We start from the raw sequence: 25,282 nt of genomic DNA on the forward strand, positions 1-25,282 counted from the left end.
TGGCTACGAGCCCCCGCCAACTACCCCGTCCACCCCCACGAACCACCACAAACCACCACCGATCCATCCAATCGGCCCTACCCTCACCGGATCTCGCCCGGCAGGGCCTCGATCCGACGCGGCCGCACCTTCTTGCCATCCTTGGCGACGAGCTTCAGGCCCTTGCCCGCATGCTTGCGCCCGGCCTCGGCCTTCAGGTCGGCGAACTCCAGGGCGGCCGTAATCGAAACCTCCAATATGTCTAGAACACATGCCCTGATTCCGATCCGGGCTGCCCGGGGTTTCGAAATTTGAATCGAATACTTCACGCCATGGCGAGCTTGGCGAAATAGTATCGTGTGCCAACTCGGGGGCTCATGGTGAGGTTGGCGTGCGAAACGCAGGTCTCAAGCAATATTCAGCGGAAAGAGAATCTCTATGCCTCCGATCCCGGTCAGGCCCGGCATCTACAAGATCCACGCCCACATCATCGGGCCGGGCTCGCTGGTGACGGCAACCGAGTTCGCCGTCAAGCACGGTGCGCCCGTCATCACCGACCGAATGAACCCCCTCCCGATCGAGCAGGAGTGGGTCATTGAGCCCGTCGAGCCGGCCCCGGGAGCGCCCTACGTCGTCCGGCTCGCCGCCCACGATGCTGCCGCGCTCGTGATCGCCGAGGACAAACTGTTCGTCAACAACGTCCCTCGCGCCGATTCGGCGAAGTTCACCTTCGAGGCCGTTCTGGGAGGCGTCAAGATCATCTCGGAGAAGGGCCTCGCCATGCGCGCCGGCCACCGCGGGGCGCAGATCGGGCTCACCGAGCCCAAGCCCGAATTCCAGGAGACCTGGACGTTGGAGTTCGTGCGCCCGATCGACGAGGACTAGGGTCGGGCAGCCGTAGTCAGGCTGCCAATATCGGGTGGCGGTCGACAGATGGGTCGGCCGCCACCCATGTTCCACTCGGCCTCGGATCAGGCAACCTGCAACGGGGTCGGCGGCCCGGGTCTTGCGACGTGCCGCGGTGGCCCCCTTCGGTAGGGAGCATCGCGCTCAGGAGTGGCTCTGCTCGATCGCCTCGAAGATGTCCGCATCGGTCTCCTGCTGCCAGAGCGGCAGGTCGCTCCAGTCCGCGACGTAGCCCGGCTTGGGGTTCTCGATGTGCTTGTGGATCTGGGCGATCCAGCAGGTGGCGACGAAGCGCCCCTTCTGTTCGCGGGTGAGCTTGGAGGTGTTCCCGTTGCTCACGCTGATGAAATCGCGGACCTGACCGAAGACGGCGGCGGCGCAATCGCGCTCCCACTGGGGAGTGTCGTCCCACGGGGCGACGTAGCCGGCCTTTGGTTCGCCGGGGTAGTGCTTCAACACTCCAGCGATCCATGCTTCGCGGAAGATTCGTCCGTCAGACGACACGGGGCACTCCTTCATCAGACGGCGTTTTTCGAGCGCCGAGATTTGCTGGTGCAGTGCTGAAGCTCGGCCGTCGGCCATCAGTGGGACGAGGCGGCTGCTGACGCCCCCAAGCTTCCTGCCGATGTAGCCCGAGCCGGTCTGGTCCGCCAGCTCCAAAGCAGCGCGAGTGTAGTGAAGCGTCCGGTCGAGATCGCGGCGTTCGGCACCCAGGGCTGCCAGCTCGGCAAGAACTGCCCCTCGACGGCGCGGTGAGAGCTGCTGCGAGAGTGCGGTTGTCAATGCCTGCTCTGCCAGATCCGGGCGACCGAGCGCGAGATAGCAGGTCCCGCGCTCCTCGGCGAGACGGGAGCCGTCGAACCGAAGCCACCCCCCGTTGTGCAACTGCCCGGAAAGGCTGTGCACTTCGCTCGCGTGATCGAGTGCGCGACGAGATCGCCCCGGGCAGCCACCGGTACGCCGTGGAAGCCGAGTTGTTCCACGCCGGGGTGCAGGCCGCGGAATGGGGCAGGCCGCTGATGGGAAGGCCGTACGGTGTCCTCGCGTGCGAGAACGTGGTGCTGGTCGGGCACTGTGACGGAGCGGACCATGGTGAGCTGATGGCCTGGCCGCACTGGGTGCTGAAGAACCTGTACGCCCCGGTCGGCGTGATGTTCGGGAAGTTCGCCCAGGGGGCGGTCGAGACCGGCCGGCGCGGGCAGAGCATCCCGCCGCCGCCGTTCTCGTTCCTTCCGGTGCGGCGGGTGTCCGGCCGCTGGACCCGAAGTTCCTGGAGGCAACTCCCGACCTCGCCACGGCGCTGTCCGTGGCGGCCGACGACGGCCGGGACGTCTTCGAGCACATCCCTTGCGAGTGGAAGGCAGTACGAGAATGGGCGAGTTCCCTCCCGAGGCCGCAGCGGCACTGACAGCGGCGGAGGCCGCCTGCGGGCCGCTGGAGCTGAAGGAGATCAGCGACCGGCGGGGCTCGGCGGTGTGGAAGGCCGGGGGACCGCGCGGGGCGGTGAGCATCAAGCTCGGCGCCGGCGAGGCCGCCGAGGTCACTGCCCGCGAAGCCTCCGTGCTGGACCAGCTCCCCGAGTACACCGTGACCGTCGGCCGCTTCGACGGCGGCGTCTGGTACGTCACCCCGTGGCTGGCCGGACCGTCCACCTGGGACGTGTTCCGCCCGGTACGCAAGGGCGAGGGCGGACGGAACGAAGCCCTGGAGGCCGCCGTCGGGCTGTGCCACGCGGTGGCCGAGCTGCACGAGGCCGGATGGGTGCACGGAGACCTCCAGCCTCAGCACGGCATCCACACCGAGAACGGCGTCCGCCTTCTGGACTTCGCCTGGTCGCGGCAGGTCGGCACCACCCCATGGCGGAGGTTCGACGGCACGATGATCCACCTCACGGCTCCCGAACTGGCCGCCCGGATCCTCAACGGTTCGCAGCCCGTCGACACGACGCAGACCGCCGACGTCTACGCCCTCGCCGGCACCCTGTGGACCTGCGTCACCGGCACCTGGCCCCTGGACTACGAGACCGCCGGAATCGACGCGGACGCTCCGGTCGAGGAGAAGCGCAGGGCCATCGCCCACCGAGCCGTCCCGCTGTCCACCGCGATGCCCTGGCCCGCCCTCCAGGCCCGCCTACGGCACGTCCTGCTGGCCGCCCCGGACGACCGGCCGACGGCCGCCGAGCTGAAGACCCTTGTCGAAGCGGTGGACGCGTGATCGAGCTGCGGGAGTTGACCCTCGACGGCGCCGAGGCGGTTCAGCGTGTCTACGGGCCGGAGTCGGTCAGGTGCCTGGATCGGGAAGCGATGGCGCCGCCCACTCCGCCAGGGTGGCGAAGTCGGCGGCGGTCAGCCCCACCCGGGGATCCACCCGGTGCAGCAGCGCCGCCCCGCTATGGTGCGCCCGGACCCACGACCGGTCCGCGTCCGTGATCTGATCGTCCACCCAGGCGAACGGTCGACCCTGCGCCTTTTCCAACTGGTCTGTGAGTGTTCGTGTCCCTCGTTTGGGTGCCCTCCACCGGCGCCCCGTGCCGGTTAACCGACTGTCTCCGTTCTCTTCGGTACATGCGGGAGATCGATTGGGGAGGCAGGGGTGGCACGTAGTCGAGTGGTCCTCGGGGACTTGCGGGTGCAGGTGCTGGAGAGGGCTGGTGGTGGCAGGTCGTACACGGTCGTGTGGCCGGACTGCACGGTGGATGCGGAGGCGGATTCGTATCTGCGGCCGTTCGAGGGGTCGGGGTCGCAGAAGACGTACGCCTACTCGTTGGTGGACCACTTGCGGTGGCGGGTCCGGGAGGGGCTGACCACCGAGACGATCATGATGCGTGACCTGCACCGCTACATGGGGGCGGTGGGCGCCCATGTGCCGATGCCGTACGGGCAGCCGTGGCGGGTGCCTCCTCAGCGTCCGTACGGTGCCTCGGCACTCCAGGTCGCGGCGGCATGCCTCAAGGGCTTCTACCTCAACGCGTGCGCCAGCAAGGGCGTGAACAACGAGCTGAGGGAGGCCCTGGCGGTCACTCGGCTGCCGACGAGGGTGGACCGGGACCGGGCTCTGTTGGGGCACGTGAAGACATCGATGTCGGCCAACCCGTTGGCTCCGAAGCGGCCGCCGCGGCGCCGGCACCCGAAGATGCTGCCGGACGGGGCCAAGGAGGAGTTGCGGGGCGTCATGAACACGGCCCGCGACGAGATGGTCCTGCAGTGGCTGTCGGACACGAGCCTGCGGCCGGGCGGGCTGGCTGGGCTGCACCTGATGGACCTGCACCTGCGGGAGAACGCGGCCTGCGGCGAGTGCAAGAGCCCTCACCTGCATGTCTGTCATCGCTGGGGCAACCCGAACCGGGCCGCCGCGAAGATCAAACCGGACTGGAAGGTGGTTGACGGGGTCGTCACCGGCGGGGAGATCTACCGCGCCAGCCCCGCCATGATCAGCAGCTACTTCAAGTACATGACGACGGAGTACGCGAAGCACGCCACCGGCCACGGGATGCTGCTGATCCAGCTGGCCGGCCCGAACCTTGGAGAGCCCTGGAGCGCTGATGCCGCCCGGGGGATGCTGCGGCGAGCCGGCCGAAGGGCCGGGTTGGCCGGGAGGATCACGCCCAAGGCGTTTCGCCACCAGATCACCAACGACGTGCTGGACGTCACGAACGGCGACTCGATGGTGGCCAAGGCCGTCGGGAACTGGGCGTCGGCCAGGATGGTCGATGAGGTCTATGGCCATCCCGACCTGCACTCGCCTGAGTTCACGGCCGCTCTCCAGGCCGTCTGGGGTGAGGACGAATGACGCACCCTGCACCGGCACTGCGGGCCTTGCCGGTGATCGTTCCCGGGCGGGACGGACGCACCACGCGGGACCGGCTGGAGCTCCTCACTGCCTTGATGGACGCACCGTCCTTCGACCCGCTGTTCCGCCCGGACGTCATCAAGGTCCCCGGAGACCATCCCGTCTACGGATGGATCTGCGGTGTTCCGGAGTGCCAACGGGGACGGGAAGCCACGGCCGACTTCTGTTTCAACCACGATGTCGAGTGGCGCGACCTGAAGCGGAAAGGCCGCGGGCTGGACGCCTTCCTCAAGAACGCCCGGCCTTTGCCGACCGTGTCGTGGCACGACCCGCCGGACTGTCTGATCTGTCCGGGGATTCCCGCGGCCAGCTCGATCGGGTTGTGCAAGCTGCACGTGGACCGCTGGTATCAGCACCGTCTGCGGCAGCAGCGGCAGGGACAACTGGCCGATCTTGACGGGTGGTTGGCGTCCGAGTCCGCGTTCGTGCCGTTCGGCAAGTGCCGGGTCGATGTCTGCCCCGACCAGGCAGTGAGCCCGCTGGGGTTGTGCAGTCGGCACCGCTACCGCTACAAGAGCGAGGGGCAGCCCGGCGGCGCCAACCTGCCCAAGAACTGGGGCAGATGGCTGGCCGACCTCGGCAAGCCCGTCCCGGTGACCTACACCGACCAGGCAGCTTTTCGACGGTGGTGCGCCGAGACCGGTCCGATCGCGCGGATGAACGGCTGCCTGAGCCTGCTTCGGCTGCGTCCGCTGGTGAAGCGTGAGATCCAGTGGTCGATGTTCCAGCACACGCAGATGCCCGTGGAAGGCAACCCGTGGCCTGTCCAGTGGCTCCAGCACGTCGCGGAGGACTGCCGTCGGCAGGGGGCCGACTCGCTGGCCGATCTCGACCTCGGACGCTGCCGGCAGGTCTCACGCAAGATCGTGAAAACGATGCTGCGCTACCTGCGCCTGATCTACTTCACCCGGCAGGACACCAAGGACGCGGGCTTCATCGATCTGGGACACTTCGGAGTCCGGATCGAGGAATGCGACGGCCTCTTCGACCTCGGCGGCATCTCGCAGCGCTGGCTGCGTGACCTGCTCTGGGAGTCTCTGGCGGACCGTCTGGTCAAGGCTCCTCCCCGCAGCCGGAACCCCCTTGAGACCAGACGCCGCGGCTGCATGGAACTGAGTGCCTACCTTGAAGCGCAGGCACCGGAGGGCGGTCACGACCCCACACTGCTGAATGCGGACCACATGATCGACTTCCTCACCGACCAGCGCCACCGCGCCGAACATGGACTGCCCTCGCTGGCCTTTCCCACCCAAAGAGGCGGCCGGAAGACGACCAGGATGACGAAGATGTCCGTCGGCGGGCTCCTCAACGGCCTCCGCCAGCTCCTGCGAGAGGCACTCGAGTCGGGCGAAGCCGAACGCGCGGGACTGCACCGCACGTTCATCGTCGCGCTCCCCGCCAGCGGCATCAAATCCGGGCGTCGGCGTCCCTTCCCCGACGATGTCGCCCGCGCCCTCGCCCACCCCGACAACCTGGCCCGCCTGGCGACCGGCGACCCGGGCGACAGAGGCCTGCGGGATGCCTGGGAGATGCTCGTCTTCACCGGCCGGCGTTGCAAGGAAGTCCTCAACGCCCGCTTGAACTGCATCAGCCGCCACAACGGAGTCCCGCTGTTCTGGCACGACCAGACGAAGGTCGGCAACCTCGACGCCGCGATCCGCATCCCCGAACGCCTCTACCAGACCATCGAGCGACGGCAGGCCACCACGATCGCCCGGTTCGTCCAGCGGCAGGGGCGCGAGCCAAGCGCCGAGGAGAGGTCACAGATCGCGCTCTTCCCACGGCGGACCGCCAACCGCGAGTGCCTGAAGGGCGTGAGCTACGGATGGTTCCACCGCCTCTTCCGCATGTGGGTGATCACCCTTGACATCGGGCACTGCGTCCCCCATCAGACGCGGCACACTCTGGCCACGCAGCTCCTGCGCAACGGCGCGGACCTCACGCACGTCAAGCGCTACCTCGGCCAGGTGTCCGAGCGCATGGCAGAGCACTACGTCCACCTCGCCCACACCGACCCCCGGCTAAACGACGCGCTCAACGCCATCTGGGTCGCCGGTCCGGGCTCCGCCGAACCCGGGACGTTGCTGACCACCGGCGAGCCGATGACCAGGGAAGAAGCCGAAGCCATGCTGGTCGATCTCACCCGCAAGTCAACACCTGCTGAAGGAGGGTTCTGCACCTTCCAGCCCGTCGTCGACGGCAATGCCTGCCCTTGGAAACTCAACTGCCACAACTGCGACAAGTTCGTCATGACCGGCGCCGACCTCGTCTACTGGCACCGCAAGCGAGAACAGTGGCGGATGCTTGCCGAGCGGGCCCCGGACAGCACAACCGCCGACTACCTGCACGAGATCTTCGAGCCCACCGCTCGCGCAATCACCGGCCTGGAAAGAGCACTGGAAGCCGTCGGCCTCCTCGATGAAGCCCTCGCACTCGACCTGCGGCGGCCCCAGGACTACTTCGGCCGCGTCTGGAGCACCGCCTTCCGGGCCCAGGAACTCGCTCGCGAAGACAACACCGGGGAGGCCGCATGAGCTCCGGGCCTGAATCCACCAGGGCCGCCATCGCAGCCCGCCGACAGCAGACCCAGGACAAGCTCGCCCAGGTCGAGAAGGCCATCGGCCAGCTCCGCCGCGAACGCGGACGCCTGACGGTCCGGACCATCGCCGAACGAGCCGGGGTGTCCGCCACGTTCCTCTACGAGAACGCAGACGCCCGCACCCTCGTGAAATCCGCTGTCGCCGACAGTCGCAGTCGGCATGACCGACTCGGACAGGAACAGCACGACCAGATCGAGGCGTCCTGGCGGGAGCGAGCCCTGAACGCCGAGGCCGAGCTGACCCGCACCCAGAAAGAGGTCTTCGCCCAGCGCCAGCGGATCGGCGAACTCATGGGACAACTCCGCGACTTCGACCAGATGGTCCCCGGCGAGTCCGTCCAGCAGCTGACCACCGAGAACACCACCCTCAAGCACCGCGTCCACCAGCTCACCCAGGAGCACCGCAAGCTCCAGGAGCGGCTTGAAGGAGCCCGCTCCAACCTCCGGTTCGCCGAGAAACGCATCGCTGACCTCGAAGCCCAACTCATCGAACGGGACCTGTCATGACCGCCGAACCGATCCACCTGGACCGCGACCAGGCCGCTTCCCCCAACGGCTGACCGACCAACGTAACCGCGGCTACCCCAGCGGGAAGGAGGCCCTCTGCCGCCACCGTGTCCCGTCGTGGACCAGCAAGTCGACCGACGAGACCTGCGCGAAGACGGGGAGACCGGTGAGCAGGTCGGCCTCGGCCTTCTCCACGACAGCCTCGTCCTGGCCCTGGGCGACGGTCAGATGCGGCACAACATCGTCGAACTGCCCGCCGAACGGCGGATTTTCCGGCCACCGCTCCACGATCGCCTCGGTGAGACGCCTGAAGCCAGTGTCCGGTTCAGGGGCGAGATACAGCACTCCAGGGAACCGGCCGCAATGGTCGAACCGGGCCTCGAAGGACTCGTGCCGACCAAGTACCTCGCCGATCGCGGCGCAGACACCCTCATCAATGCGGCTCGCGTCGAGAAACGGGAAAAGCACGGTGACATGCGCCGGAACACCGGCACGGGCCGAGGGGTCAAGCCGGTCACGCCATGCACGCACCAAAGGCTCCGCCTCCGGAACCCTCACGATCAGCCCCGACTGTCCTGCCTGGAATCCTCGCGCGTCGTCATCCACCATCGCTTCTGTCTATCAGCGAGGCCCAACCGGTGGCGACCCGATTAACACGGCCATGCCGTCCCGAACGCCCACTCGACGCCCCGATGCAGGTCACAGACGATCCGGACAGCACGAAGGTCGGTAAATGCGCCCACGCGACGATCTCGGGCGTCTTCCAGAACACCCCGTCCGCCGGCTCCGGCCGAGGATCGCGCCAGTTGATGACGGGCAGCTCCGGCAGCCCCAGCAGCGGCGCGACGAAGTCGTTTGCTTCCGCCTCCCAGGTCGTTGCCCAGACAAGATCGAACGGCAGTGTGGCGAGTGCCGGTCCGTGGTCGGGGTTCAGCCAGACCCGCAGTGGCTTGACCGGCTTGTTGGGCAGCCCGTACGCGCGCAGCCGCCGTCGCTCCGCCGCCTCCCAGCGCGGGGTCAGCAACCGGTGTGTCAGATACCCCTCGGGCCGCCGGTACGGCTTCGCCGCGTACGGATTCAGCGGCCCGTCGACGTCCACCAACAGCAGGGGTCGCATCGTCCCACCTCCAGGAATCGTCCCCGCACCGTACCCGCCAACCGCCGCTGCGCCCACCGAATTTCCGGCGGAGGCGTTTGACGCGGGGAGGGCGGTGCGATTGTCTGCCGTGCGGGGCTTCGGGGCTTCGAGTCGTGGGGGAGGGGAGGTCCGGTGGTGGGGGACGAGGTCGCGGGGCTGGTCGGGCGGGGGCGGTGGCTGCTGGACGAGCACGACGCGGCGACGGATCCGCGGCGGGCCGCGCTGGCGCTGTCGGGGGCGTTGACCGCGTTCGGGGCGGCGCGCGGGCTGTTGGAGGACGCCGGGCCGGACGCGCCGGCCGGGGCGCTCGCCGAGGTGCGGTACCTGCTCGGGCTGACGCTCTCGGTGCGCTACTGGCAGGGCGTCGAGCAGCCGGAGTTCGCCGAGGACGAGGCGATCCGCGCCGCCGTGCTGGCCGAACGGGCCTCCGCCGTAGAGCTGTTGACGCTCACCGCGGCCGTGCTCGACCCGGCCGCGGCGGAACGGACGGAGGTCGCGGCTCGGCTCGGGCTGCTGCTGCACGCGCGGTACGAGGACGGCGCGACGGCCGACGCCGCGGCCCGCCCGGACGACCTGGACCGGGCGATCGAGGCGCTGCGCCTCGCCTGCCCTCTCCCGGTGCCGCTCGGGCCCTGGCATGCGCTGGGCGTCGGCGTCGGCACCGGCACCGGCACCGGCACCGGCGTCGGCGGCCCGGCCCCGGTGGCGCCGGACGCGTACGACGACCAGGACCCCGGCGTCCTCGCGACCCTCGGCTGCGCGCTCGCCGACCGCCACGAGCGCGACGCCACCACCGCCGACCGCACCGCCGCCGACGCCGTCCTGGAGGGCCTCCTCGACCGGCTCCGCCCGCAGCCCCGGCACGAGCCGGGCGCCGCACCGCCCCGGCCCGCCCCGGACGCCGAGCCGGGGCCGGCCGACCTCGCCGAACCGGTGGAGCTGCTCGCCCGCGAACGCCTCGTCAGGCTGCTGCTCGGCCCGGCGGAGGACGGCGGCGGGGACGCCGGGACGGTCGACCGGGCCGTCGCCCACCTGGAGTGGATCGCCGCCACTACCGAGCCGGACGAGCCCGCCCGGCTGCGCGCCGGCCTCCGCCTGGTCGACCAGTACGCGGCCCGCGGCGGCGACGCCGTCCGCCCCGAGGACGCCGCCCACCGTCTCGCCCGGCTGCGCGACCTGCGCCGGCTGCTCCCGCCCGACCACCCGGCGGGCGGCCTCGCGCGCTGGCTGCTCGGGAGCACGCTCGGCGGCCTCGCCCGCCTCGACCGGTACATCGCCACCGACGAGGCCCGGGAGTCGGTCGAGGTGCTGCGCGAGGGCCTCGCCGGGATGGCCGAGGACGACCCGGTGCGGCCGCCCTCGCACGCGGTGCTCGGGACCATGGTCAACGCCCTGCGCGAGCACGATCCGGAGGCGTACCAGCTGGACGAGGCCGTCCACCACCTCACCCGGGCCGTCGACACCATGCGCGACGAGGACCACGGCATCCAGCGCGGCGACGTCCTCCAGCAGCTCGCCCACGCCTCCATCGCGCGGAGCGAGTTCTCCACCGACCGGGCCGAACTGGACCGGGTGATCGGCCTGCTCGACGACGCCCGGACCCGGCCCTCGGGCACCCTCTGGGCGGAGGCGCACCTGGACGGCTCCCTCGCCGCGGTGATGAGCAAACGGTTCGCGCTCACCAACTCCGCCGCCGACCTGGACGCGGCGATCCGGCACGAGCGCGCCGCGTTCCGCCGGGCCGGGCCGGACGACGTCAACCGGGTCGTCCACCTGGAGAACCTGTCCGTCAGCCTCTACCAGCGCCACCTCCTCGGCGGCGACCACCAGGACCTGGAGCTCTCCCGCCGCTACGCCGGCGAGGTGCTGACCTTCCTCACCGCCAGCGAAAACTCCAGCGAAACCTCCAGCCCAACCTCCAGCGAGTACCCGGGCGCTGGGCGGCTGCTCGGCCGGCAGCGGCCGATGCTCGAACGGATCCGGCTGATGCTGGAGTTCCAGACGGCCCAGGCGGCCCAGGACACCGCGTGGATGGGCCGGGCGGTGGCCGAACTGGAGCCGCTGGTCGCGGCGGTGCCCGAGGACGACCCGCTGCGGCTGTTGGCGCAGGGCGACCTCGGGGCGGCGATGTTCATCCACACCGTGTACACGTCCTCGTCGGCGGAACGGCTGGTGGAGGCCGTCGGCCTGATGACGGACGCGGCGGACCGGACGCCGGCCGGGCACCTGCACAAGGGAATCCTGACCATGCGGGCCGCCGGCGCGCTCGTCCTGCTCGCCGTGCAGCGGCCGTTCAACGAGCACCACGCGGCGGGCGCCCTCCGCTACCTCGACGACTTCCTCGCCGAGACCGACGCCACCACCCTGGAGGGGTCCCGCGGCATGGTGATGCGGGCGGCCCTGCTGCTGGAGCGCTACCGCCACGCGCGCCGGCCCGCCGACGTCGCCGAGGCACTGGCCGCCGCCGGGGCCGTCCGCGCGTGGATGCGGCACGGGACGCCGACCCGGGTGCTCGCGAAGGTGAGCGGGATCATCGCCGCCGCCCACCGGGAGCGGCTCGGGCCGGAGGACCGGCGGCTCGGCCGGGAGATCGGGCTGGCCGGGCTGCGCGAACTCGCCGCCGCGACCCTGCTCCAGGCGTCGGCCGGACCGGCCCTGCTGCTGGCCCGGGACGCCGCGTCCGAGGCGCTGCGGATCGCCGACTGGTGCCTCGCCGACCGGGACCACGCGGCACAGGAGGCGGCCGCCGGCTCCCCCGTCACCACCGATGAGCCGTACCTGCGGTCCGTCGTCGAGGCGCTGGAGCTGGGCCGCGGCCTGGTGCTGCACGCCTCCACCGCCACCACCGACGTCCCCGACCTGCTGCGGCTCGCCGGGCACCAGAACCTCGCCGACGCCTGGCTCACCGGCGACGGAACCGCGGACGGTCCCACGGACGGCGCCGAGCGCGGCCCCGTCGTCGGCCCCGTCGACTTCGACGCCCTGCTCGGCATGCCCGGCACCCTGCTCGCCTCCCTGCCCGACGGCGCCGACATCCCCATGCCCGACGACCTGCGCCGCCGCGCGCTCACCGCCCTCGCCGCCTCCCCGACCGGCACGGCGCTGATGTCCATGCCGTCGGTCGAGGAGATCGCCCGGAGCCTGCACGCGGCCGACGCCGACGCCCTGGTCTACCTGCTGCCGCCCTCCGGCGGACGCTGCGGCGGGGCGCTGCTGATCACCGGCGACGAGCACGGCGGCGCCGTCGACCTGCTGCCGCTCACCCTGGTCAGCACCAACGGGCTCGGCCCGCTGGACGCCTACCGCCAGGCCCACCGCGACCGCCAGGCGACCCTCGACGACGACCTGCCGCCCCGTCACCCGGAGCGGGTCGCCGCCCGGCGCCGCTGGCAGGCCACCCTCGCCGAACTCTGCGACTGGGCCGGCACCCACGTGATGCGCCCGCTGCTGCGCCACCCGGCCCTGCGCGCGGCCGCCGGCCACCGGCCGCCCGGCCGGCCGCCCCGGCTGGTGCTGGTGCCGTTCGGCGCGTTCGGCGGCGTGCCCTGGCACGCGGGGCTGCTCAGCAGCGGGCTGCGCGACGGCGGACGGCCGGTCCGGGCCGTGGAACGGGCGGTGATCTCGTACGCGGCCTCCGCCCGGCAGTTCTGCGAGGTGGTCCGGCGGCCCCGACTGCCGCTCGCCGAACGGCCGGTGATCGTCGGCGACCCGACCCGGGAGCTGATGTACGCCGAGGTCGAGGCCGAGTACCTGCACGCCGACCACTACCCGCACGGCACCCTGCTCGGCTACGTCGAGGACGCGGTGGGGGCGGGCACCCCGGCCGAGGTGCTGGCCGCCCTGCCCGCGCCCGGCCGGGCCGGGGCGTCCGTCCTCCACCTGGCCTGCCACGCGCTGCCGTCCGGGCAGTCGCCGCTCGACGCCTACCTCGCCCTCGCCCCCGACCCGGCCGCCGGGGACCGGCACGGCCGACTGCCGGTCGGCGACATCCTCCGCCAGGCCCTCGGCCGCCCACCGGGCTCCCCGGGCGGTCTGGTCGTCCTCGACGCCTGCGTCAGCGACCACACCGGCGGCGACCTCGACGAGGCGCTCACCCTCTCCAGCGCCTTCCTCGCCGCCGGGGCGACGGGCACGGTCGGCTCCCGCTGGGAGGTGGTGGACGAGATGGTGTGCGTCCTGATGTACGTCTTCCACGGCCGCCTCGCCGCCGGCGACCCGCCCGCCGAGGCGCTGCGCCGCACCCAACTGTGGGCCCTCGACCCCGACCGCGCCCTGCCGCCCGGCGCACCGCCCGAACTCGTCTCGCTGGCCCGCCGCTCCCCGGACGCCCTCGACGTCTGGGCGGCCTTCGCCTACCAGGGCAGCTGACCGGACCCGACCCTACGGAAGGGCGAGTTCCTTACGGGCCTCGGCGACCTGGCCCAGGATGCCGTGCGCCTCGGCCGTCTCCGCCAGCCCGGTCGCCTCGGCGAGCAGCGCGGCGGCGTCCGCCCGCCGGTCCTGCTGGGCGGCGAGGTGGGCGAGGCCGACCAGGTTGGCCGCCACCCCGGGCAGGAAACCGAGCTCCCACCGCAACCGGGTGGACTCCTCCAACCGCTCGCGCGCCTCCGCCAGTTCCCCGGCGATGTGGGCGGCGATGCCGAGGTGCCGCAGCGCGTAACTCATGGTGAGCAGGTCCCCGGCACGGGTGGCGAGGTCGAGCGCGCGCTCCAGCGCGGGCAGCGCGGCGGCCGCGTCGCCCCGGACGACCTGGTGGAACGCCCCGACCCAGAACAGCGCCTCACCCTCCCCCCGCCCGTCCCCGAGCCCCCGGTACAGCACCGCGGCCCGCTCGAACACCTCCAACTCCCGCGGATCCTCAACCCGCTCCGCGAGAAACCGCGCGTGCAACACCCGCCCCCGCGCCAACGCGAGCTCCGCCTCAACCCCGTCCAACCCCCGCTCCGCCCCCGCCAACCCACTACCGTCCCCGCCGAACACGGCCGTCTCGTACCGGAGTTCCGCCTGCTCGATGCGTATGTCCCTGGTCATGCACCGATCCTAGGCGCTCCGGCCCTGCCCGCGCCGCCCCCTGGACGGCCCGCAGGCCGAGCCTGCGGCGACCAGTCCGCGCTCACGGCCCTGCCCAGCCGGGCGAGCTTCGTCTTCGAGATCCTCGACGGCACGGAACCGGTTCTGAACGCCGTGGGACTGCCGGGCGACTTCCACAACTGCCCAACCCCGACACGCCGGACGGACCCCTGACGACCGCCGTCGGAACTCGGGTGCGGGAACCGCGGGTGCCGGTCGGCGCGTGATCGGGGGTGTCCCGGTACAGCCCGTCCCCGTGCACGCTTGGAGTCCCATGACCGACTACCGGACCGTCGGCTTCATCAACCTGTTCATCACCGCCGTCTCGGTGCTCGTGCCGTTGATCGGGGCCGTGGTGGCGGGTACCTTCATCCGGCGGCGGGGGCGCAACGCCCGGCTGGCGATGATCGGTTGCCTGGTGACGGCCCCGGGGCCGCTCGTCTTCGTCCTGGGGTCGGCCTTCGGCCTCGACACCGTGTTCTCGGGCCTGGAGCCGTTGATGGCGATGACCCTGCTCTCGGCGATCACGGTCCCGTTCCACCTGATCGGCCTCGCCCTGATCGTGGCCGGGGCCCTCACCGCCCCCGCTCAGCCGGCTCCTCAGTTCTACGCAGCTCCGCTCCACTGACGCGGGGCAGCGGCGTGGGTGAGGGTCAGAAGAGGGGGAGGCGGCGGGTGAAGGCGTCGGTGGCGGTGTTGGTGTCGCCGGGGACGAGGTTCTCGGCCTCGGAGGTGAAGTAGACCCAGCGGTTGCCGGCCGCCATCACGGCGCTGTAGGAGGAGCCGGTCGTCACGGTGCCCGGCAGGCCGGCCGGGAGACGGCGGACGGTGCCCTGCCGCAGGTCGCGCACGAGGACCTCGAAGTGGCGCTCCCAGCCGGTGCTGTCGGGGGTGTTCGGCACGGGCACGGCGAACAGCGCGTAGCGGCCGTCGGGGCTGAACGCGCCGGTGGAGGCGCCGAGCAGTTCGCCGGTCTCGTCGATGCTGCCGCCCGTGAGCCGTCCGGTGGCGACGTCGTGGACGTAGAACGGGTAGTGGCGCGGCTTGGTGAGCTCCGCGCGGGCCCCGGTGGCGCCCCCGGCGGGGGAGGAGCCGGGGCGGGCGGGCCGTCCGGACACGTGGTCGTCGGTGGGGGAGGCGGCCGTGCCGATTTCCCCGGCCGGGAGCAGGTTGGTGGCCTTGGAGGTGAAGCCGACCTTGCTGCCGTCGCCGCTGATCACCGGCGCGGCGGACGGGCGGTCGGCGGGCGCGCCGTCGACGCCCCGGGTGACCAGCCGGGTGGTGCCGCTCCACCGGTCGAGCAGGTAGACGTTGGCGAGCGGGTTGACCTCGCCGGGCACCAGGTCCGTCCGGCTGGACGCGAAGGCGACGTACCGGCCGTCCCAGCTGATCGACGCCAGGTAGGAGTCACGGGCGGGCTGTTCGCGCTTCGGGTCCCCGATGGTGAGGCGTTCGGTGTGGCCGGTCCAGCGGTCGCGGAGGTAGATGTCCTCGGCGGTGTTGGTGTCGCCGGGTACCAGCGCGGCGGTGGAGGTGAAGACGACGTAGCGGCCGTCGGCGCTGATCGAGCCGTCGTACGAGGAGCCGTCGGCCTGGGCGCCGGCGGCGGTGAGGCTGACCCGTTCGGTGCGGCCGGTGTGGAGGTCGCGGACGAACACGTCGGTCGCGCCGTTGGTGTCGCCGGGCACCAGGTTGGTGGCGTCGGAGCCGAGGACGGCGTACCGGCCGTCGGCGCTCAGGCCGTTGGCCCAGGACGCGCCGTCGGGCTGGGCGCCGTTCACGCCGGTGCTGACCCTGGCGGTGCCGGCGGCCCGGGCGGGTGCGGCGTCGGCGGTGCCGGCTGTACCGGCCAGGAGGCCGGCGACCAGCAGGGCGGCGGCCCCGGCGGTACGTGCGGTGGTGCGTGCGGTGGTGCTGCTCATGAGGTGTCTCCCTGCGTCGCGCCCTCGCCGCGCGCCCGGCCCTCGCCGTCGCCGCGCGGCCCGCCCCCCGGCGGCCGGCTCGGGGTCGAGCCAACCGGCTCGGGCGGGATGCCGTCAATGGCCCGGGGGAGCCTTTGACGACACATCCCGCCGTCCTCGGTCTGCCGGGATGCGCGCGAGCATCCGCTCCATCCCGCCCACCCGGCCCGACCCACCGGGTCCGTCACACGGCCTCGGGATACGGGCTGATCATGGTGTTGAAGTAGCCCTCGGGGGCCGCCTCCAGAAAGGTCGACAGGTTCTCCAGGAACGCGCGCAGCGGGGGCGTCGCGTTGTGCCGGTCCAGGTCCTCCTGCGAGCGCCACACCTCGTACAGGAAGAAGCGGCCGTCCTCCTGCTCGTGGAGGTGGTACTGCAGGTTGCCGGGCTCCTGCCGGGTGGGTTCCACGAAGGAGGAGAGGGTACGCCGGACCTCGTCCGCGTGCTGCGGCCTGGGGCGGAGGAAACCGTAGAGGGCGATGGGGTGATGAGTGTTCGTCATGACCTCAGGTTAAGATCTCACATCAATGTGAGATTCAAGAGGCTGTGAGGAGCGCCACATGAAGATCGGCGAGCTCGCCGCCGCGACGGACACCTCCGTCCGGCTCCTGCGCTATTACGAGGAACAGGGCCTCCTGGCCTCCCACCGCCTCGACAGCGGCCACCGCCGCTACGACGACGACACCCCCGCCGTGGTCCGCCGCATCCGCGCCCTCCTGGAGGCCGGACTCCCGACCCGGGTCATCCGCGACCTCCTGCCGTGCGTCCGCCAGGACGGCACACTCGCCGAATGCCAACTGGAAACCCTCCAGACCCACCTCCAGGGCCTGGACGACCGCATCTCCGCCCTCTCGGAAACCCGCACCTCCCTGTCCCGCCTCATCACCGCCACCCAGACCCACGCCCCCGCCCTCGCCTAAGCCCGCCGCCGGCATCCGGGCGGACACAGCGTCGACCCGCCGACCCGGAGGCGGGTCGGCGGGTATGGCGGAACGACGCGCGGGGGGAAGCCCTCTGAACGTCGTGGCGGAAGACGCCCGGACACCCGGGTGGATTGCCCCGCAGGTGCGGGGAGCAGCGCAGCGCCTCGCGGATCGCCCGCTCGCGCCGGGGAGCACCCCCGCGGGTACGGGGAGCAGGGCATGGGTCAAGTGGGCTTGCTGCTGGACGAGGGATCACCCCCGCGGGTGCGGGGAGCAGAGGCCCGGGACGGCGGGCGAGTATTGCTGCATGGGATCACCCCCGCGGGTGCGGGGAGCAGGGTCACTGGCTCCCCCTTGCTCACGTACTCATGGGATCACCCCCGCGGGTGCGGGGAGCAGACTCAATGAGCTGTGGGTCTATCCGGCGAGGGGCTGGGTTTCTGCAACTTCCGTAGATCCGGGCATATCGGGTCACCCCTGCAAGCAATCTAGGAACACAGCCCACCTTAGCCAACCGGAGGAGTCCGGGTCCTCCGGCTGACTATCGCGCTTGCGAGGGCCGTGCCGATGACGGAGGGTTTCCGATCCGTTGACGCTGCTGCGAGCCGGAGTGGTGCGAGGGCCAACGGCCGGCGCAGTCGGCTGTTTTGGGATCGGTTGTCAGTGGGGCCGGCTACGTTCTTGCCGAACGTCACCGGTCAGCTACGGAGTGGGGGGTGAAGTGCGTCTTGCGGCAGGAAGTGCGCCTGAACAGCCGGAGCCACTGCACGTCTTCCATCATCGAACTGGAAAGCCCGGCGGCGACTTCGGCATTGAGGAAGACGAGTACGAGGCGAGGATCAACAGCCTGGAGGAAATCAGAAGGAAACTGCCAGGCGTCCGACGGCAACCCCGAGAAGTACCAGGTGTTCCTCCTGGGAATCGGCCCCGATGCGCACAACGGCCGGGCCACTCACCGGAGTGCCGGGACAGATGGAGCACATCCGGCGCCTGCAGAAGGCAGCTGAGGACGAAGCCGACGGCGATGGCTTGGCGGTCGTCTCGTGGCTGGGTTACGAGACACCGAACTGGCTGAACAACTGGCGCCGGCCCGCCGGGCGATCCGGCGGGCCGGTGGTTTCGGGGCGGTGCTATTCCCGGCCGAGCCAGTTTCTTACGTTCTCCGCTTCGACGCCGGAGAGTTCGCCGTCCCGGAGCATGAACTCGACGTAGTGCCGGATGGCGCTCGCCTTGTGCGGGTTCGGGACCGCGAGCACCTCCATGTTGTGCTGCCCCGTCGATCCTTCGACGATGACATCACCATGAACGGACATGGTGATGAGTCCGTCCCTGGTGGGCCCGTTGATCGTCGTGGGCCTGTCGCCCGCGATGTTCCAGTTCGGCCCGAGCCGTACTCGGGCCCAGCGCAGATCGCCGCCGTAGGGCTCGTCGTGGATATCCACCCAGAGCAGGAACTCACCGGTGTCTCCGAATAGTCCGAAGCGGGTCGCCTGGGCGAACCAGGCCCGGTTGACGTCTCCGAGCGGATCGGGGCTGTCGTACTCGACCACGATGCACGCCCGTCCTCCGGCATGAACCTCGTTGCGGCGAACGCGGCAGTCGGAGGGCATGATGTCACCGTCTCCTCCAGGCCCGTCCCCGCGTCTGACCTATTGACCGTCCGGCATGCGATCAACGCGTACCGGGCCGACGCGCTCGCGCGGCCCGCCCCGCTCGCCGAGGTCGAAGCCGCGCTGGCCTACGACGCCGTGCTGCCGCCCAGCATCCGTTGCTCAGTCGTCTTCAGGTAGGTGGAAGTAGACCGTCCCCGACCGCCAAGGTCCGTGCTCGGTCATCTCTGACTCGATGACAACATCCTGGATTTCAACCGGGCCCAACGCTTCGATCGAATCGGCCAGCCTCCGCAGGAGTGCCGGCATGCTGTCGCAGCCCGGACCTGCAGGGTTGGCCTGCGAGAAGTGGTGAATGGTCCAGTACTCCGGCGTGCTCGTCATGGGCTTGATCGTAAGACCCGCCCCTGCCCGGCCGAAGTCGATTGTGGGGCGGCGCTGACGTGGTCGGGCCCCGGACAGGTCCTCAGCTTGCCCGAGTTCGGCCGCCCTCTGCGGCCGATCTCACGGCTTTGCGATTCGTGAACCAGCCTGTCGGACATCGCGATCCGCGCCAGCCTGTTGAGACGTCGGGAGCTGAGGGTTTTGCCGCGGTCGAGGGGATGTCGGTGGTGCGCTGTTGAATGTGCGCCATGACCGTTCGCGAACTGGTGTCCTTGCTGCCCGACCCCGCCGCGCTGCTCGCTCGCTGCCGGGCGGTTGCGCTGCTCGACGGCATCCTCGATGCCCACGCTCCCACTCATTCGTTCGTGCGTGACTGGCGCGAAGGTGTGGATCTGGCGTTCATGGACAACGGCTCCGGTGACCAGTACGCGATCGTGTTCGATCCGGCCGGGGTGTTCCTCTACGGGTTCGATCACGAGAGTGACGCCAGTCCGTGGCGGGAGGAGGACCGCGCGCACTGGCCCGGCCTGCTCGACGGTTTGCCCGCCTCGCTCGCTCACTACGCGGAGACACCGGAGTTCCAGTTCGACGGGTTCTTCGACGCTACGGTGTGCGCGTGGCGTGAGAACGGCTCGACCGAGTGGCGATGCGGGCCGGTGGAGTTCGCCCCTGACGAGTCGGACGGTGCCGACCGGCTGTTCGGCCTGCTCGTTGACGGACGCCCGGACGCGTACGTGAGCTTCGCCGAGGACTACTTCGAGCGCGCGGTCGACCGTGACGCGGTGGTGGCGGTCCTGGAAGGCTTCCCGCTCACCCGTCGAACGGTGGCGTCGCTTTCCTCCTCCGCGGACTTCGATGTCGTCGCCGAGCATGCTCGCAGGCTGGGCTGCAGTGCCCCGGACACATCGGAGCTCTGACCGCCAAGACGTGCGGGGAGCGAGTCGGCGCGTACGCTGGCGCGGCCGGAGAGATCTTGGAGCTGGAGGCGGCGTGTCGTTGACGTGGCTGGAGACGGAGGACGGCCCGTTCATCGTGGTTCCACGCGATGCTCTGTCGCTCTGGTCGGGAACGGACGGGGACTACGACTGGGCCTGCGGGGTGCTGGAACTCGTTGCCGGAATTTCCACCGCCGAGTGGAGGAAGCGCCCGTGCTGAATGCCACCGGCGAGCTGGTCATGTTCGACGCCGCCTACTTCGGCACCGAGGTCGGAACACTCGCGGAAAGCACTGTCCTCGAACTCTGCGCCGGCCGTTACCGGGTGGACTCGGCAAGCATCGAGCCCGACGATCTCACCTCCTTCCGCGTGCACCGTTTCGTTGAACTGTCCTGACCCGACCTTGGTGCAGAGAAGATCGAGAAGGGAACGCCGGGATCAGCCCCGCGGGTGCGGGGAGCAGGACCGTCACGGCCCCGAAGAGGTCGTGCTGACCTGATACGCCGGCATGCCGCGGCGGGGCGGGTGTCGTTGGTTGCGGCACCCGCCCAGGTGCTTCCGGCCAAGGGCGCCCTCGGGCCGGGCTCCGACCCGCTTCCTATGCGAGCTCCACGCTGAGCTGGGCGCCCAGCTCGCGGAAGCCCAGCGCGAGCGCGACCCGCCGGGATGCGGGCACCCGAGCCCGCCACTGCGGGAGCAACCCGGCCGCGAGTGCGTGCGCCACCGCCTCGGAGCCCGCCGTCCGGGCAAGGCCCCGTCCCCGCCGCTGAGGGGAGGTCAGCACGCTGACGTGGGCGGTCCGGCTGGGCCAGGACCGATATCCGGCAGCGGCGACGACCTCGCCACCCTCACGAATCACGAACGCGGGTGAGGTGATCTCGCCCAGCCCGGACTCGTCCGAGTCGTCCGCACCCGCCACGTTCTCCAGCTTCCGCAGATCAGGATGTCCTCCCGGCACCTGTTCCACCGTCAGCCCGCGAGCCGCCACCGGCCGGAACCCGTCGTCGGACACATAGGCCAGCGCCGCGGGGCCGAGGATCCGGGCCACCGGCAGCACTCCACGAACCGAAGGAGCGTCGGCGAGGGCCCCTACCGGAAGGTCGGCCAGCGCGTCGCGCACCGTCTTGGCGGTGTCCTCGCTGGGCGTGGTCACGATCGCCGAATCGCCCAGCACTACCACGCCCACCCAACCCGAGGGGCACATCCTCGACTCGGTCGACACCACCACGCTCACACCTCCCGACGGCGCGAACGACACGGGCACCGAAGCGAGTTCCTCCCACAGCCCACGGGCTCTGGCCAGCAAGGGATCTATCGACATGGAACCGATCCTGCCAGCCCGAGTGTCCGACGGACCTGCGGAATAAAGCCAACGAGGCCGTCACCCAGTTGATCAGACGACAGCGGCGCCGAGGAGGCCTACGCCGAAGGGCCCGAGTCTGGCCGCCTCGGCTCGTGGTCGGCCTGGTGAGAACCGCACATGGGTCGCATCCCCTGGATCAAGGGGCCGGCCGGGGCCCCGCTCGTGGTGGCGGAGACCGCGTACGCGGTGTTCTGAGGCGCAGCCGAAGGTGCGGAGATCCGCGTACAGGGGTCGCTCCCGGGGCGCGGGGAGGCCGAGCATGTCGATCCGGAAGAGTATGAGAGGGTCAGGAGATGTTGGGGATCAGCAGTGAGGACTGGTGCGGCATGAGGGGCGCCACAGAACGGGTCGTCAACGAAGTCGCCCAAGGACTCCGCACGTTGGAGAACGGGACAGCCTGGTTCTCACTCCTTTCCCAGGTGGAGCGGAAGGCTGTCCTACAGGAAGTCGCCGGCTACGCGATGCAGGCGCACATCACGGCCGCGGACGGGAGGGCGGGAGTGGCTCGGTCCGGCGTGAAGTCCACGGCCAATGCTTCCGTGATGATCTGTATGGATCCGCCTCGCTACGGGTTCGCGGTCCTCCCCGCCGAGGAGCATGTCAACGCGTTCCGTGTCCTCGTCTCGGCCTTTTCCGTCGCTGACACCCGGCGCAGGCAGACGTACTGCAAGGGAATCTGCGGGCACGGGTGGCACAACCTGCCCGCCCCGGGCGAGAGGTCGTAGGGAGACGTCGGGAGCTGAGTGCTTTTCCGCGGTCGAGGGGGGCGGTGGTGCGGACTGGCTGTTCGGCCGACTCCACCGACGCATCTCGGTCCCAGCCGCCCGTTGCCGTAGGCGAACGCGGCCAGGGTGAGCAGGCAGAATACGATGGCGGAGTTTTATGCGGACAGTTCAAGTTGATCATTCTCTGGTCTGATCCGTCGGTGGAGAACCTGCCCGGCAGCTCTCAGTGGGCCAGTACGGGGATTCGCACGGACCCGGGTCCACTCCGAAGGCCCCGCTGGGAATGCGGCGGTCGCACCATCCGCAAAGCAGGACAGCGCGGGCGCCTGCTGCCTCCAAGCGCTTCGCGATCTTGTCTGCGGCTTCGAACCAGGTGTCCTCCGCGACCACGACCGGGGTGGCCTCCAGCAAGAGCTTGCTGTGCCAGAGGCTCAGGCCTGCTATCGCTCGGACCGCCTGGATGACGTCCAACTTCGAAGTGCCGACCTCAGTCAGCAGCACGCTGAACTCCGGTTCCTCCATGACCACTTCCTGTCGACGCGAGACGAACAACCAGGCAAGTAAACCGTTACTGACCGGCTGAAGCACGGGGTTAACGTCGCTCGACGGTTCGTTGAGGTCGGCCAGCAGTTTCGAGGCCGTAACCATCGACCGGGCGGGCCTCAATGTCGCGGGAATTCGCATCTGGCCCGTCCGGTGATCCGCAGGAAGCGGTCGAGCGCTGGTGGTCGCCGGGGCGTCACATGTGGGCGCTGATGCGGCCGCCGGCGGTGAGGACGATGTAGGTGCCGTTGGCGACGGCTCCGGTGTCGTGTTGGTTGGCTTCCAGGGTGGCGTTGACGGCGTTGTCGAGGCCGAGGATCTGGGCGCGGTAGTGGAGTTCGCCGACCTTGGTGACCTTGGCTGTCCAGCCGCCTGCGAGTTTGAAGGTGCCCGGGCCCTGGTGGGCGCCGCCCATCCAGGAGTGGACCTGGCCGTCGATGGAGAGCACGACGAACATGTCGTTGGCGTCCAGGCCGGCGTCGGCGTTCTTGGTTTCCAGGGTGGCGAGGACGGCGCCGTTGTGGATGATCCTGGCGGTGTAGTTCTGGTTGCCGGTCGGCTGGACTTCGGCTGTGCTGCCGTCCACCAGGGGGTAGTTGCGGCCGCTTGGGGACTTCGGCGTGGCGGTGGGTGTGGAGGTGGGTGTGGCGGTGGGTGTGGCGGTGGGCGTCGCGGTGGGGGTGGTCGCGGTCGGCGTGGTTGTGGTGGGTACGGCGGTGGTGGTCGTGGTGGGTGCGGCGGCCGCGGTAGTGGCCGCCGCGGTGGCAGGGGTCTCGGGGCCGCACGCCGTGGCCAGGGGTGTGAGCAGGGCGACGGTCAGGACGGTGCCTGCCAGGGTGCGGGCGGTGGTGGTGCGGCGGGACGCCTTGCGGGGCATGGTGGTTCTCCTGAGCAGGATCGGCGGCGTTCGTGATCGAAACTAGTGCGAACAGTCGACGGAATCGGGCCGTCCGTGTCACCGGATTGCAACGCCTCGGGCAGACTTGACGCCCGGAGGGGTGGTGGGTGGTGGAGCGGACGCTGCGGGCGGTGGTGGCGGTCGGGGAGGCGGTCGTGGAGGTGGGCGTCGCGCCGGTGGGGCTGGATGTCGTGGTGGCGGGGCTGGAGGTGTTCGACCGGGCGGAGTTCGGGGCGGACCCGGGGGGTCTGGTGGTGGCCGTCGGGGTCGATCCCCGGTCGGCGGCGGCCGTCGCGCTGGTGCGGGCGGCCGGGCGGGACGGGGCGGCCGGGGTGGTGTTCCGGGAGGAGGGCGCGGGGCCGCCGAACGCGGCGTTGCGGGAGGCGGCGGCCGAGGCGGGGGTCGCGGTGCTGTTCCGGCGGAGCTGGGCGGACTGGGCGCAGCTGATCGGCACGCTGCGGGCCGGCCTGGCGGTGGCGGAGGAGGCGGAGGCCGCCAATGTGCCGCTCGGCGACCTGGACGCGCTGGCGGAGGCGCTCGCCGCGCTGGTGGGCGGCGCGGTGACGATCGAGAGCCCGGACTCCCGGGTACTCGCCTACTCCTCCAACAACCGCGACGTCGACGACATCCGCCGCTCCACCATCCTGGGCCGCCGGGTGCCGCCCGAACGGCGGGCGGCGATGCGGGAGGACGGGTTCCTCGCGCTGTTGCGGCGCAGCTCTGGGGCGCTCCACCGTCGGGCCGACGGCGTCGTCCCCGAGCGCGCGGCCGTCGCGGTGCGGGCGGGGGAGGAGGTGCTCGGCTCGCTGTGGGTGGCGCCGACCGGGGCGCCGCTGCCGCCGACCGTCGCCGAGGCGCTGCGGGCGGCGGCCCGGATCGCGGCGCCCCACCTGTTGCACGACCAGGCCCGCCGGGCCGGGCAGCGCGAGTTGGTGCTGGAGGCGGTGCGGGCGCTGTTGGAGGGGCACGGTTCGGCGGACGTCCTGGCCGCCCGCACCGGGCTGCCCCCGGCGGAGCCGTGCGCGGTGCTGGCGCTCGCGGTCGTGGAGGGGATGGAGGGGACGGAGGGAATGGAGGGGGCGGAGGGTGCCCCGGTCAGCGGCGGTCGGCTGGCGCGGTCGGCACGGGCCCGGTGCGCGCGGCGCGGCCACCCGGCGGTGGCGGTGGCCGCCGAGCGTGGTGCTCGGGTGCTGCTCGGTGGTTTGGAGAGCGATCCGGCCCGCGCTGCCGCCCGGTTGTCGCGGTTGGCGGACGCGCTCGCGCGGGAGCTGGCGGCCGAGTTCGGCCGGCCGGTGCGGATCGGTGTCGGCGAGGTGCGGCCCGCCCTGGACCTGGCGCCGGACTCCGCCCGGACGGCCGACCTGGCGCTGCGCGCCCTGCGCCTGGGCCGCTCGCCGCGTACCCAGCCGGCCGCCCGGGTCGGCGAACTGGCTGACACCGTGGCGCTGTTGAACGTCCTGGATGCACTGAAAGAACGGCTGCCCGCAGTGGACGGTTCGGTGGCGCGGCTGGTGGCGTACCGGGGCAGGCCCGGGGAGAGCGCGGTGCTGCTCGACACGCTGCGCGCCTTCCTGGAGCACGCCGGGGACGGCGCGCGGGCCGCCGCCGCCCTGGGCGTGCCCGCCAGCACCTTCCGCTACCGCAAGCAGAAGGCGGAGCGGGTCTGCGGCATCGACCTGGACGACCCGGACGCCCGGCTGCTCGCCCATCTTCAGCTGCGCCTGCTCGCCCTGGAGGCCGCCGACCGGCCCTGACCGGGACGCGAGGGTCCGGACGAGGGGAAGCGCTGCGTGGCGCGGGGATCGGGTGCCGTTTTCGTCGCCGGACGCGAACCCCGGCGCGCGGGTGCGGGCGTCCGGTCGGGTGACGCGGGGCGACGCCGGGAAATCCGC

At 71.0% G+C, this 25,282-nt stretch carries 26 protein-coding genes and 1 pseudogene; 14 read left to right on the forward strand and 13 right to left on the reverse strand.

Going from position 1 to position 25,282, the window contains the following annotated elements:
* Nucleotides 1–83: 83 nt before the first annotated feature.
* Nucleotides 84–236, reverse strand: coding sequence for a hypothetical protein (locus ACFP3U_RS16310; protein WP_380226240.1), 153 nt, complete (start codon nt 234–236; stop codon nt 84–86).
* A gap of 181 nt (nt 237–417) precedes the next feature.
* Here ACFP3U_RS16310 and ACFP3U_RS16315 point away from each other — a divergent pair, with 181 nt between their 5' ends.
* A complete protein-coding gene (locus ACFP3U_RS16315; RefSeq protein WP_380226241.1) occupies nt 418–864 on the forward strand; it encodes a hypothetical protein in 447 nt (148 codons plus the stop codon).
* Nucleotides 865–1,029: 165 nt separating this feature from the next.
* Here ACFP3U_RS16315 and ACFP3U_RS16320 read toward each other — a convergent pair whose 3' ends face one another.
* Nucleotides 1,030–1,404: a hypothetical protein gene (locus tag ACFP3U_RS16320; RefSeq protein WP_380226281.1), complete on the reverse strand. Its 375-nt coding sequence runs from the start codon at nt 1,402–1,404 to the stop codon at nt 1,030–1,032.
* Nucleotides 1,405–2,256: 852 nt separating this feature from the next.
* On the opposite strand from ACFP3U_RS16320, the gene ACFP3U_RS16325 reads away from it, so the two are divergent.
* Nucleotides 2,257–3,099, forward strand: a complete 843-nt coding sequence (locus ACFP3U_RS16325) for a protein kinase domain-containing protein (RefSeq protein WP_380226242.1) — start codon at nt 2,257–2,259, stop codon at nt 3,097–3,099.
* A 66-nt stretch (nt 3,100–3,165) separates the two neighbouring features.
* Here the strand turns inward: ACFP3U_RS16325 and ACFP3U_RS16330 are convergent.
* Nucleotides 3,166–3,351, reverse strand: a pseudogene (locus ACFP3U_RS16330) (hypothetical protein); the annotation flags it as partial.
* 162 nt (nt 3,352–3,513) lie between these two features.
* Here ACFP3U_RS16330 and ACFP3U_RS16335 point away from each other — a divergent pair.
* Genes ACFP3U_RS16335 through ACFP3U_RS16345 form a run of 3 tightly spaced genes read left to right on the forward strand, consistent with a single transcriptional unit; the run spans nt 3,514 to nt 7,840 of the window.
* Nucleotides 3,514–4,674 (forward strand): site-specific integrase, encoded by a 1,161-nt coding sequence (locus tag ACFP3U_RS16335; protein ID WP_380226243.1) that lies wholly within the window; start codon nt 3,514–3,516, stop codon nt 4,672–4,674.
* A complete protein-coding gene (locus tag ACFP3U_RS16340) occupies nt 4,671–7,268 on the forward strand; it encodes a tyrosine-type recombinase/integrase (RefSeq protein WP_380226244.1) in 2,598 nt (865 codons plus the stop codon). Before ACFP3U_RS16335 ends, ACFP3U_RS16340 begins: the two co-directional genes overlap by 4 nt.
* On the forward strand, nt 7,265–7,840 hold the full coding sequence (locus tag ACFP3U_RS16345; protein ID WP_380226245.1) for a DUF6262 family protein: 576 nt from the start codon (nt 7,265–7,267) through the stop codon (nt 7,838–7,840). The genes ACFP3U_RS16340 and ACFP3U_RS16345 overlap by 4 nt, the downstream gene beginning before the upstream one ends.
* A gap of 72 nt (nt 7,841–7,912) precedes the next feature.
* Here the strand turns inward: ACFP3U_RS16345 and ACFP3U_RS16350 are convergent, their stop codons facing one another.
* Nucleotides 7,913–8,449: a 2'-5' RNA ligase family protein gene (locus ACFP3U_RS16350; protein ID WP_380226246.1), complete on the reverse strand. Its 537-nt coding sequence runs from the start codon at nt 8,447–8,449 to the stop codon at nt 7,913–7,915.
* The gene (locus ACFP3U_RS16355) at nt 8,439–8,957 is read right to left on the reverse strand and encodes a hypothetical protein (RefSeq protein WP_380226247.1); all 519 of its coding nucleotides are present in this window, start codon (nt 8,955–8,957) and stop codon (nt 8,439–8,441) included. The genes ACFP3U_RS16350 and ACFP3U_RS16355 overlap by 11 nt, the downstream gene beginning before the upstream one ends.
* A gap of 153 nt (nt 8,958–9,110) precedes the next feature.
* Between ACFP3U_RS16355 and ACFP3U_RS16360 the strand changes: the two genes are divergently transcribed.
* Complete coding sequence (locus ACFP3U_RS16360) at nt 9,111–13,346, forward strand: CHAT domain-containing protein (protein WP_380226248.1); 4,236 nt, start codon at nt 9,111–9,113, stop codon at nt 13,344–13,346.
* Nucleotides 13,347–13,358: 12 nt separating this feature from the next.
* Here the strand turns inward: ACFP3U_RS16360 and ACFP3U_RS16365 are convergent, their stop codons facing one another.
* Entirely contained in the window at nt 13,359–14,009 is a 651-nt protein-coding gene (locus ACFP3U_RS16365) for a tetratricopeptide repeat protein (protein ID WP_380226249.1), read from the reverse strand.
* A gap of 313 nt (nt 14,010–14,322) precedes the next feature.
* On the opposite strand from ACFP3U_RS16365, the gene ACFP3U_RS16370 reads away from it, so the two are divergent.
* On the forward strand, nt 14,323–14,676 hold the full coding sequence (locus ACFP3U_RS16370) for a hypothetical protein (protein WP_380226250.1): 354 nt from the start codon (nt 14,323–14,325) through the stop codon (nt 14,674–14,676).
* A gap of 25 nt (nt 14,677–14,701) precedes the next feature.
* On the opposite strand, the gene ACFP3U_RS16375 is transcribed toward ACFP3U_RS16370, so the two are convergent.
* Both ACFP3U_RS16375 and ACFP3U_RS16380 read right to left on the reverse strand, forming a co-directional pair.
* The gene (locus ACFP3U_RS16375) at nt 14,702–15,970 is read right to left on the reverse strand and encodes a TolB family protein (RefSeq protein ID WP_380226251.1); all 1,269 of its coding nucleotides are present in this window, start codon (nt 15,968–15,970) and stop codon (nt 14,702–14,704) included.
* Between the two features lie 223 nt (nt 15,971–16,193).
* Entirely contained in the window at nt 16,194–16,511 is a 318-nt protein-coding gene (locus ACFP3U_RS16380; RefSeq protein WP_380226252.1) for a putative quinol monooxygenase, read from the reverse strand.
* 58 nt (nt 16,512–16,569) lie between these two features.
* On the opposite strand from ACFP3U_RS16380, the gene ACFP3U_RS16385 reads away from it, so the two are divergent.
* Entirely contained in the window at nt 16,570–16,929 is a 360-nt protein-coding gene (locus ACFP3U_RS16385) for a MerR family transcriptional regulator (protein WP_380226253.1), read from the forward strand.
* A 1,133-nt stretch (nt 16,930–18,062) separates the two neighbouring features.
* On the opposite strand, the gene ACFP3U_RS16390 is transcribed toward ACFP3U_RS16385, so the two are convergent.
* On the reverse strand, nt 18,063–18,482 hold the full coding sequence (locus ACFP3U_RS16390) for a hypothetical protein (protein WP_380226254.1): 420 nt from the start codon (nt 18,480–18,482) through the stop codon (nt 18,063–18,065).
* Nucleotides 18,483–18,584: 102 nt separating this feature from the next.
* Between ACFP3U_RS16390 and ACFP3U_RS16395 the strand changes: the two genes are divergently transcribed.
* Nucleotides 18,585–18,722: a hypothetical protein gene (locus tag ACFP3U_RS16395; protein ID WP_380226255.1), complete on the forward strand. Its 138-nt coding sequence runs from the start codon at nt 18,585–18,587 to the stop codon at nt 18,720–18,722.
* Here ACFP3U_RS16395 and ACFP3U_RS16400 read toward each other — a convergent pair.
* A complete protein-coding gene (locus ACFP3U_RS16400) occupies nt 18,705–18,926 on the reverse strand; it encodes a hypothetical protein (protein WP_380226256.1) in 222 nt (73 codons plus the stop codon). The genes ACFP3U_RS16395 and ACFP3U_RS16400 overlap by 18 nt on opposite strands.
* Nucleotides 18,927–19,174: 248 nt before the next feature.
* On the opposite strand from ACFP3U_RS16400, the gene ACFP3U_RS16405 reads away from it, so the two are divergent.
* From ACFP3U_RS16405 to ACFP3U_RS16415, 3 genes are all read left to right on the forward strand, one after another.
* Complete coding sequence (locus tag ACFP3U_RS16405) at nt 19,175–19,843, forward strand: hypothetical protein (RefSeq protein WP_380226257.1); 669 nt, start codon at nt 19,175–19,177, stop codon at nt 19,841–19,843.
* Between the two features lie 73 nt (nt 19,844–19,916).
* A complete protein-coding gene (locus ACFP3U_RS16410) occupies nt 19,917–20,081 on the forward strand; it encodes a hypothetical protein (protein ID WP_380226259.1) in 165 nt (54 codons plus the stop codon).
* Nucleotides 20,075–20,257 (forward strand): hypothetical protein, encoded by a 183-nt coding sequence (locus ACFP3U_RS16415; protein WP_380226260.1) that lies wholly within the window; start codon nt 20,075–20,077, stop codon nt 20,255–20,257. Before ACFP3U_RS16410 ends, ACFP3U_RS16415 begins: the two co-directional genes overlap by 7 nt.
* A 202-nt stretch (nt 20,258–20,459) precedes the next feature.
* Here the strand turns inward: ACFP3U_RS16415 and ACFP3U_RS16420 are convergent, their stop codons facing one another.
* Nucleotides 20,460–21,182 (reverse strand): GNAT family N-acetyltransferase, encoded by a 723-nt coding sequence (locus tag ACFP3U_RS16420; RefSeq protein WP_380226261.1) that lies wholly within the window; start codon nt 21,180–21,182, stop codon nt 20,460–20,462.
* A gap of 335 nt (nt 21,183–21,517) precedes the next feature.
* Here ACFP3U_RS16420 and ACFP3U_RS16425 point away from each other — a divergent pair, with 335 nt between their 5' ends.
* Entirely contained in the window at nt 21,518–21,949 is a 432-nt protein-coding gene (locus tag ACFP3U_RS16425) for a DUF5958 family protein (RefSeq protein WP_380226262.1), read from the forward strand.
* A 177-nt stretch (nt 21,950–22,126) separates the two neighbouring features.
* On the opposite strand, the gene ACFP3U_RS16430 is transcribed toward ACFP3U_RS16425, so the two are convergent.
* A complete protein-coding gene (locus tag ACFP3U_RS16430; protein WP_380226263.1) occupies nt 22,127–22,633 on the reverse strand; it encodes a ribosomal protein L7/L12 in 507 nt (168 codons plus the stop codon).
* A gap of 55 nt (nt 22,634–22,688) precedes the next feature.
* Nucleotides 22,689–23,369, reverse strand: a complete 681-nt coding sequence (locus tag ACFP3U_RS16435; RefSeq protein ID WP_380226264.1) for a hypothetical protein — start codon at nt 23,367–23,369, stop codon at nt 22,689–22,691.
* 128 nt (nt 23,370–23,497) lie between these two features.
* Here ACFP3U_RS16435 and ACFP3U_RS16440 point away from each other — a divergent pair, with 128 nt between their 5' ends.
* A complete protein-coding gene (locus ACFP3U_RS16440; RefSeq protein WP_380226265.1) occupies nt 23,498–25,144 on the forward strand; it encodes a PucR family transcriptional regulator in 1,647 nt (548 codons plus the stop codon).
* Nucleotides 25,145–25,282 lie beyond the last annotated feature (138 nt).

It is taken from the genome of Kitasatospora misakiensis (assembly GCF_042656005.1).
Lineage (GTDB): Bacteria > Actinomycetota > Actinomycetes > Streptomycetales > Streptomycetaceae > Kitasatospora > Kitasatospora misakiensis.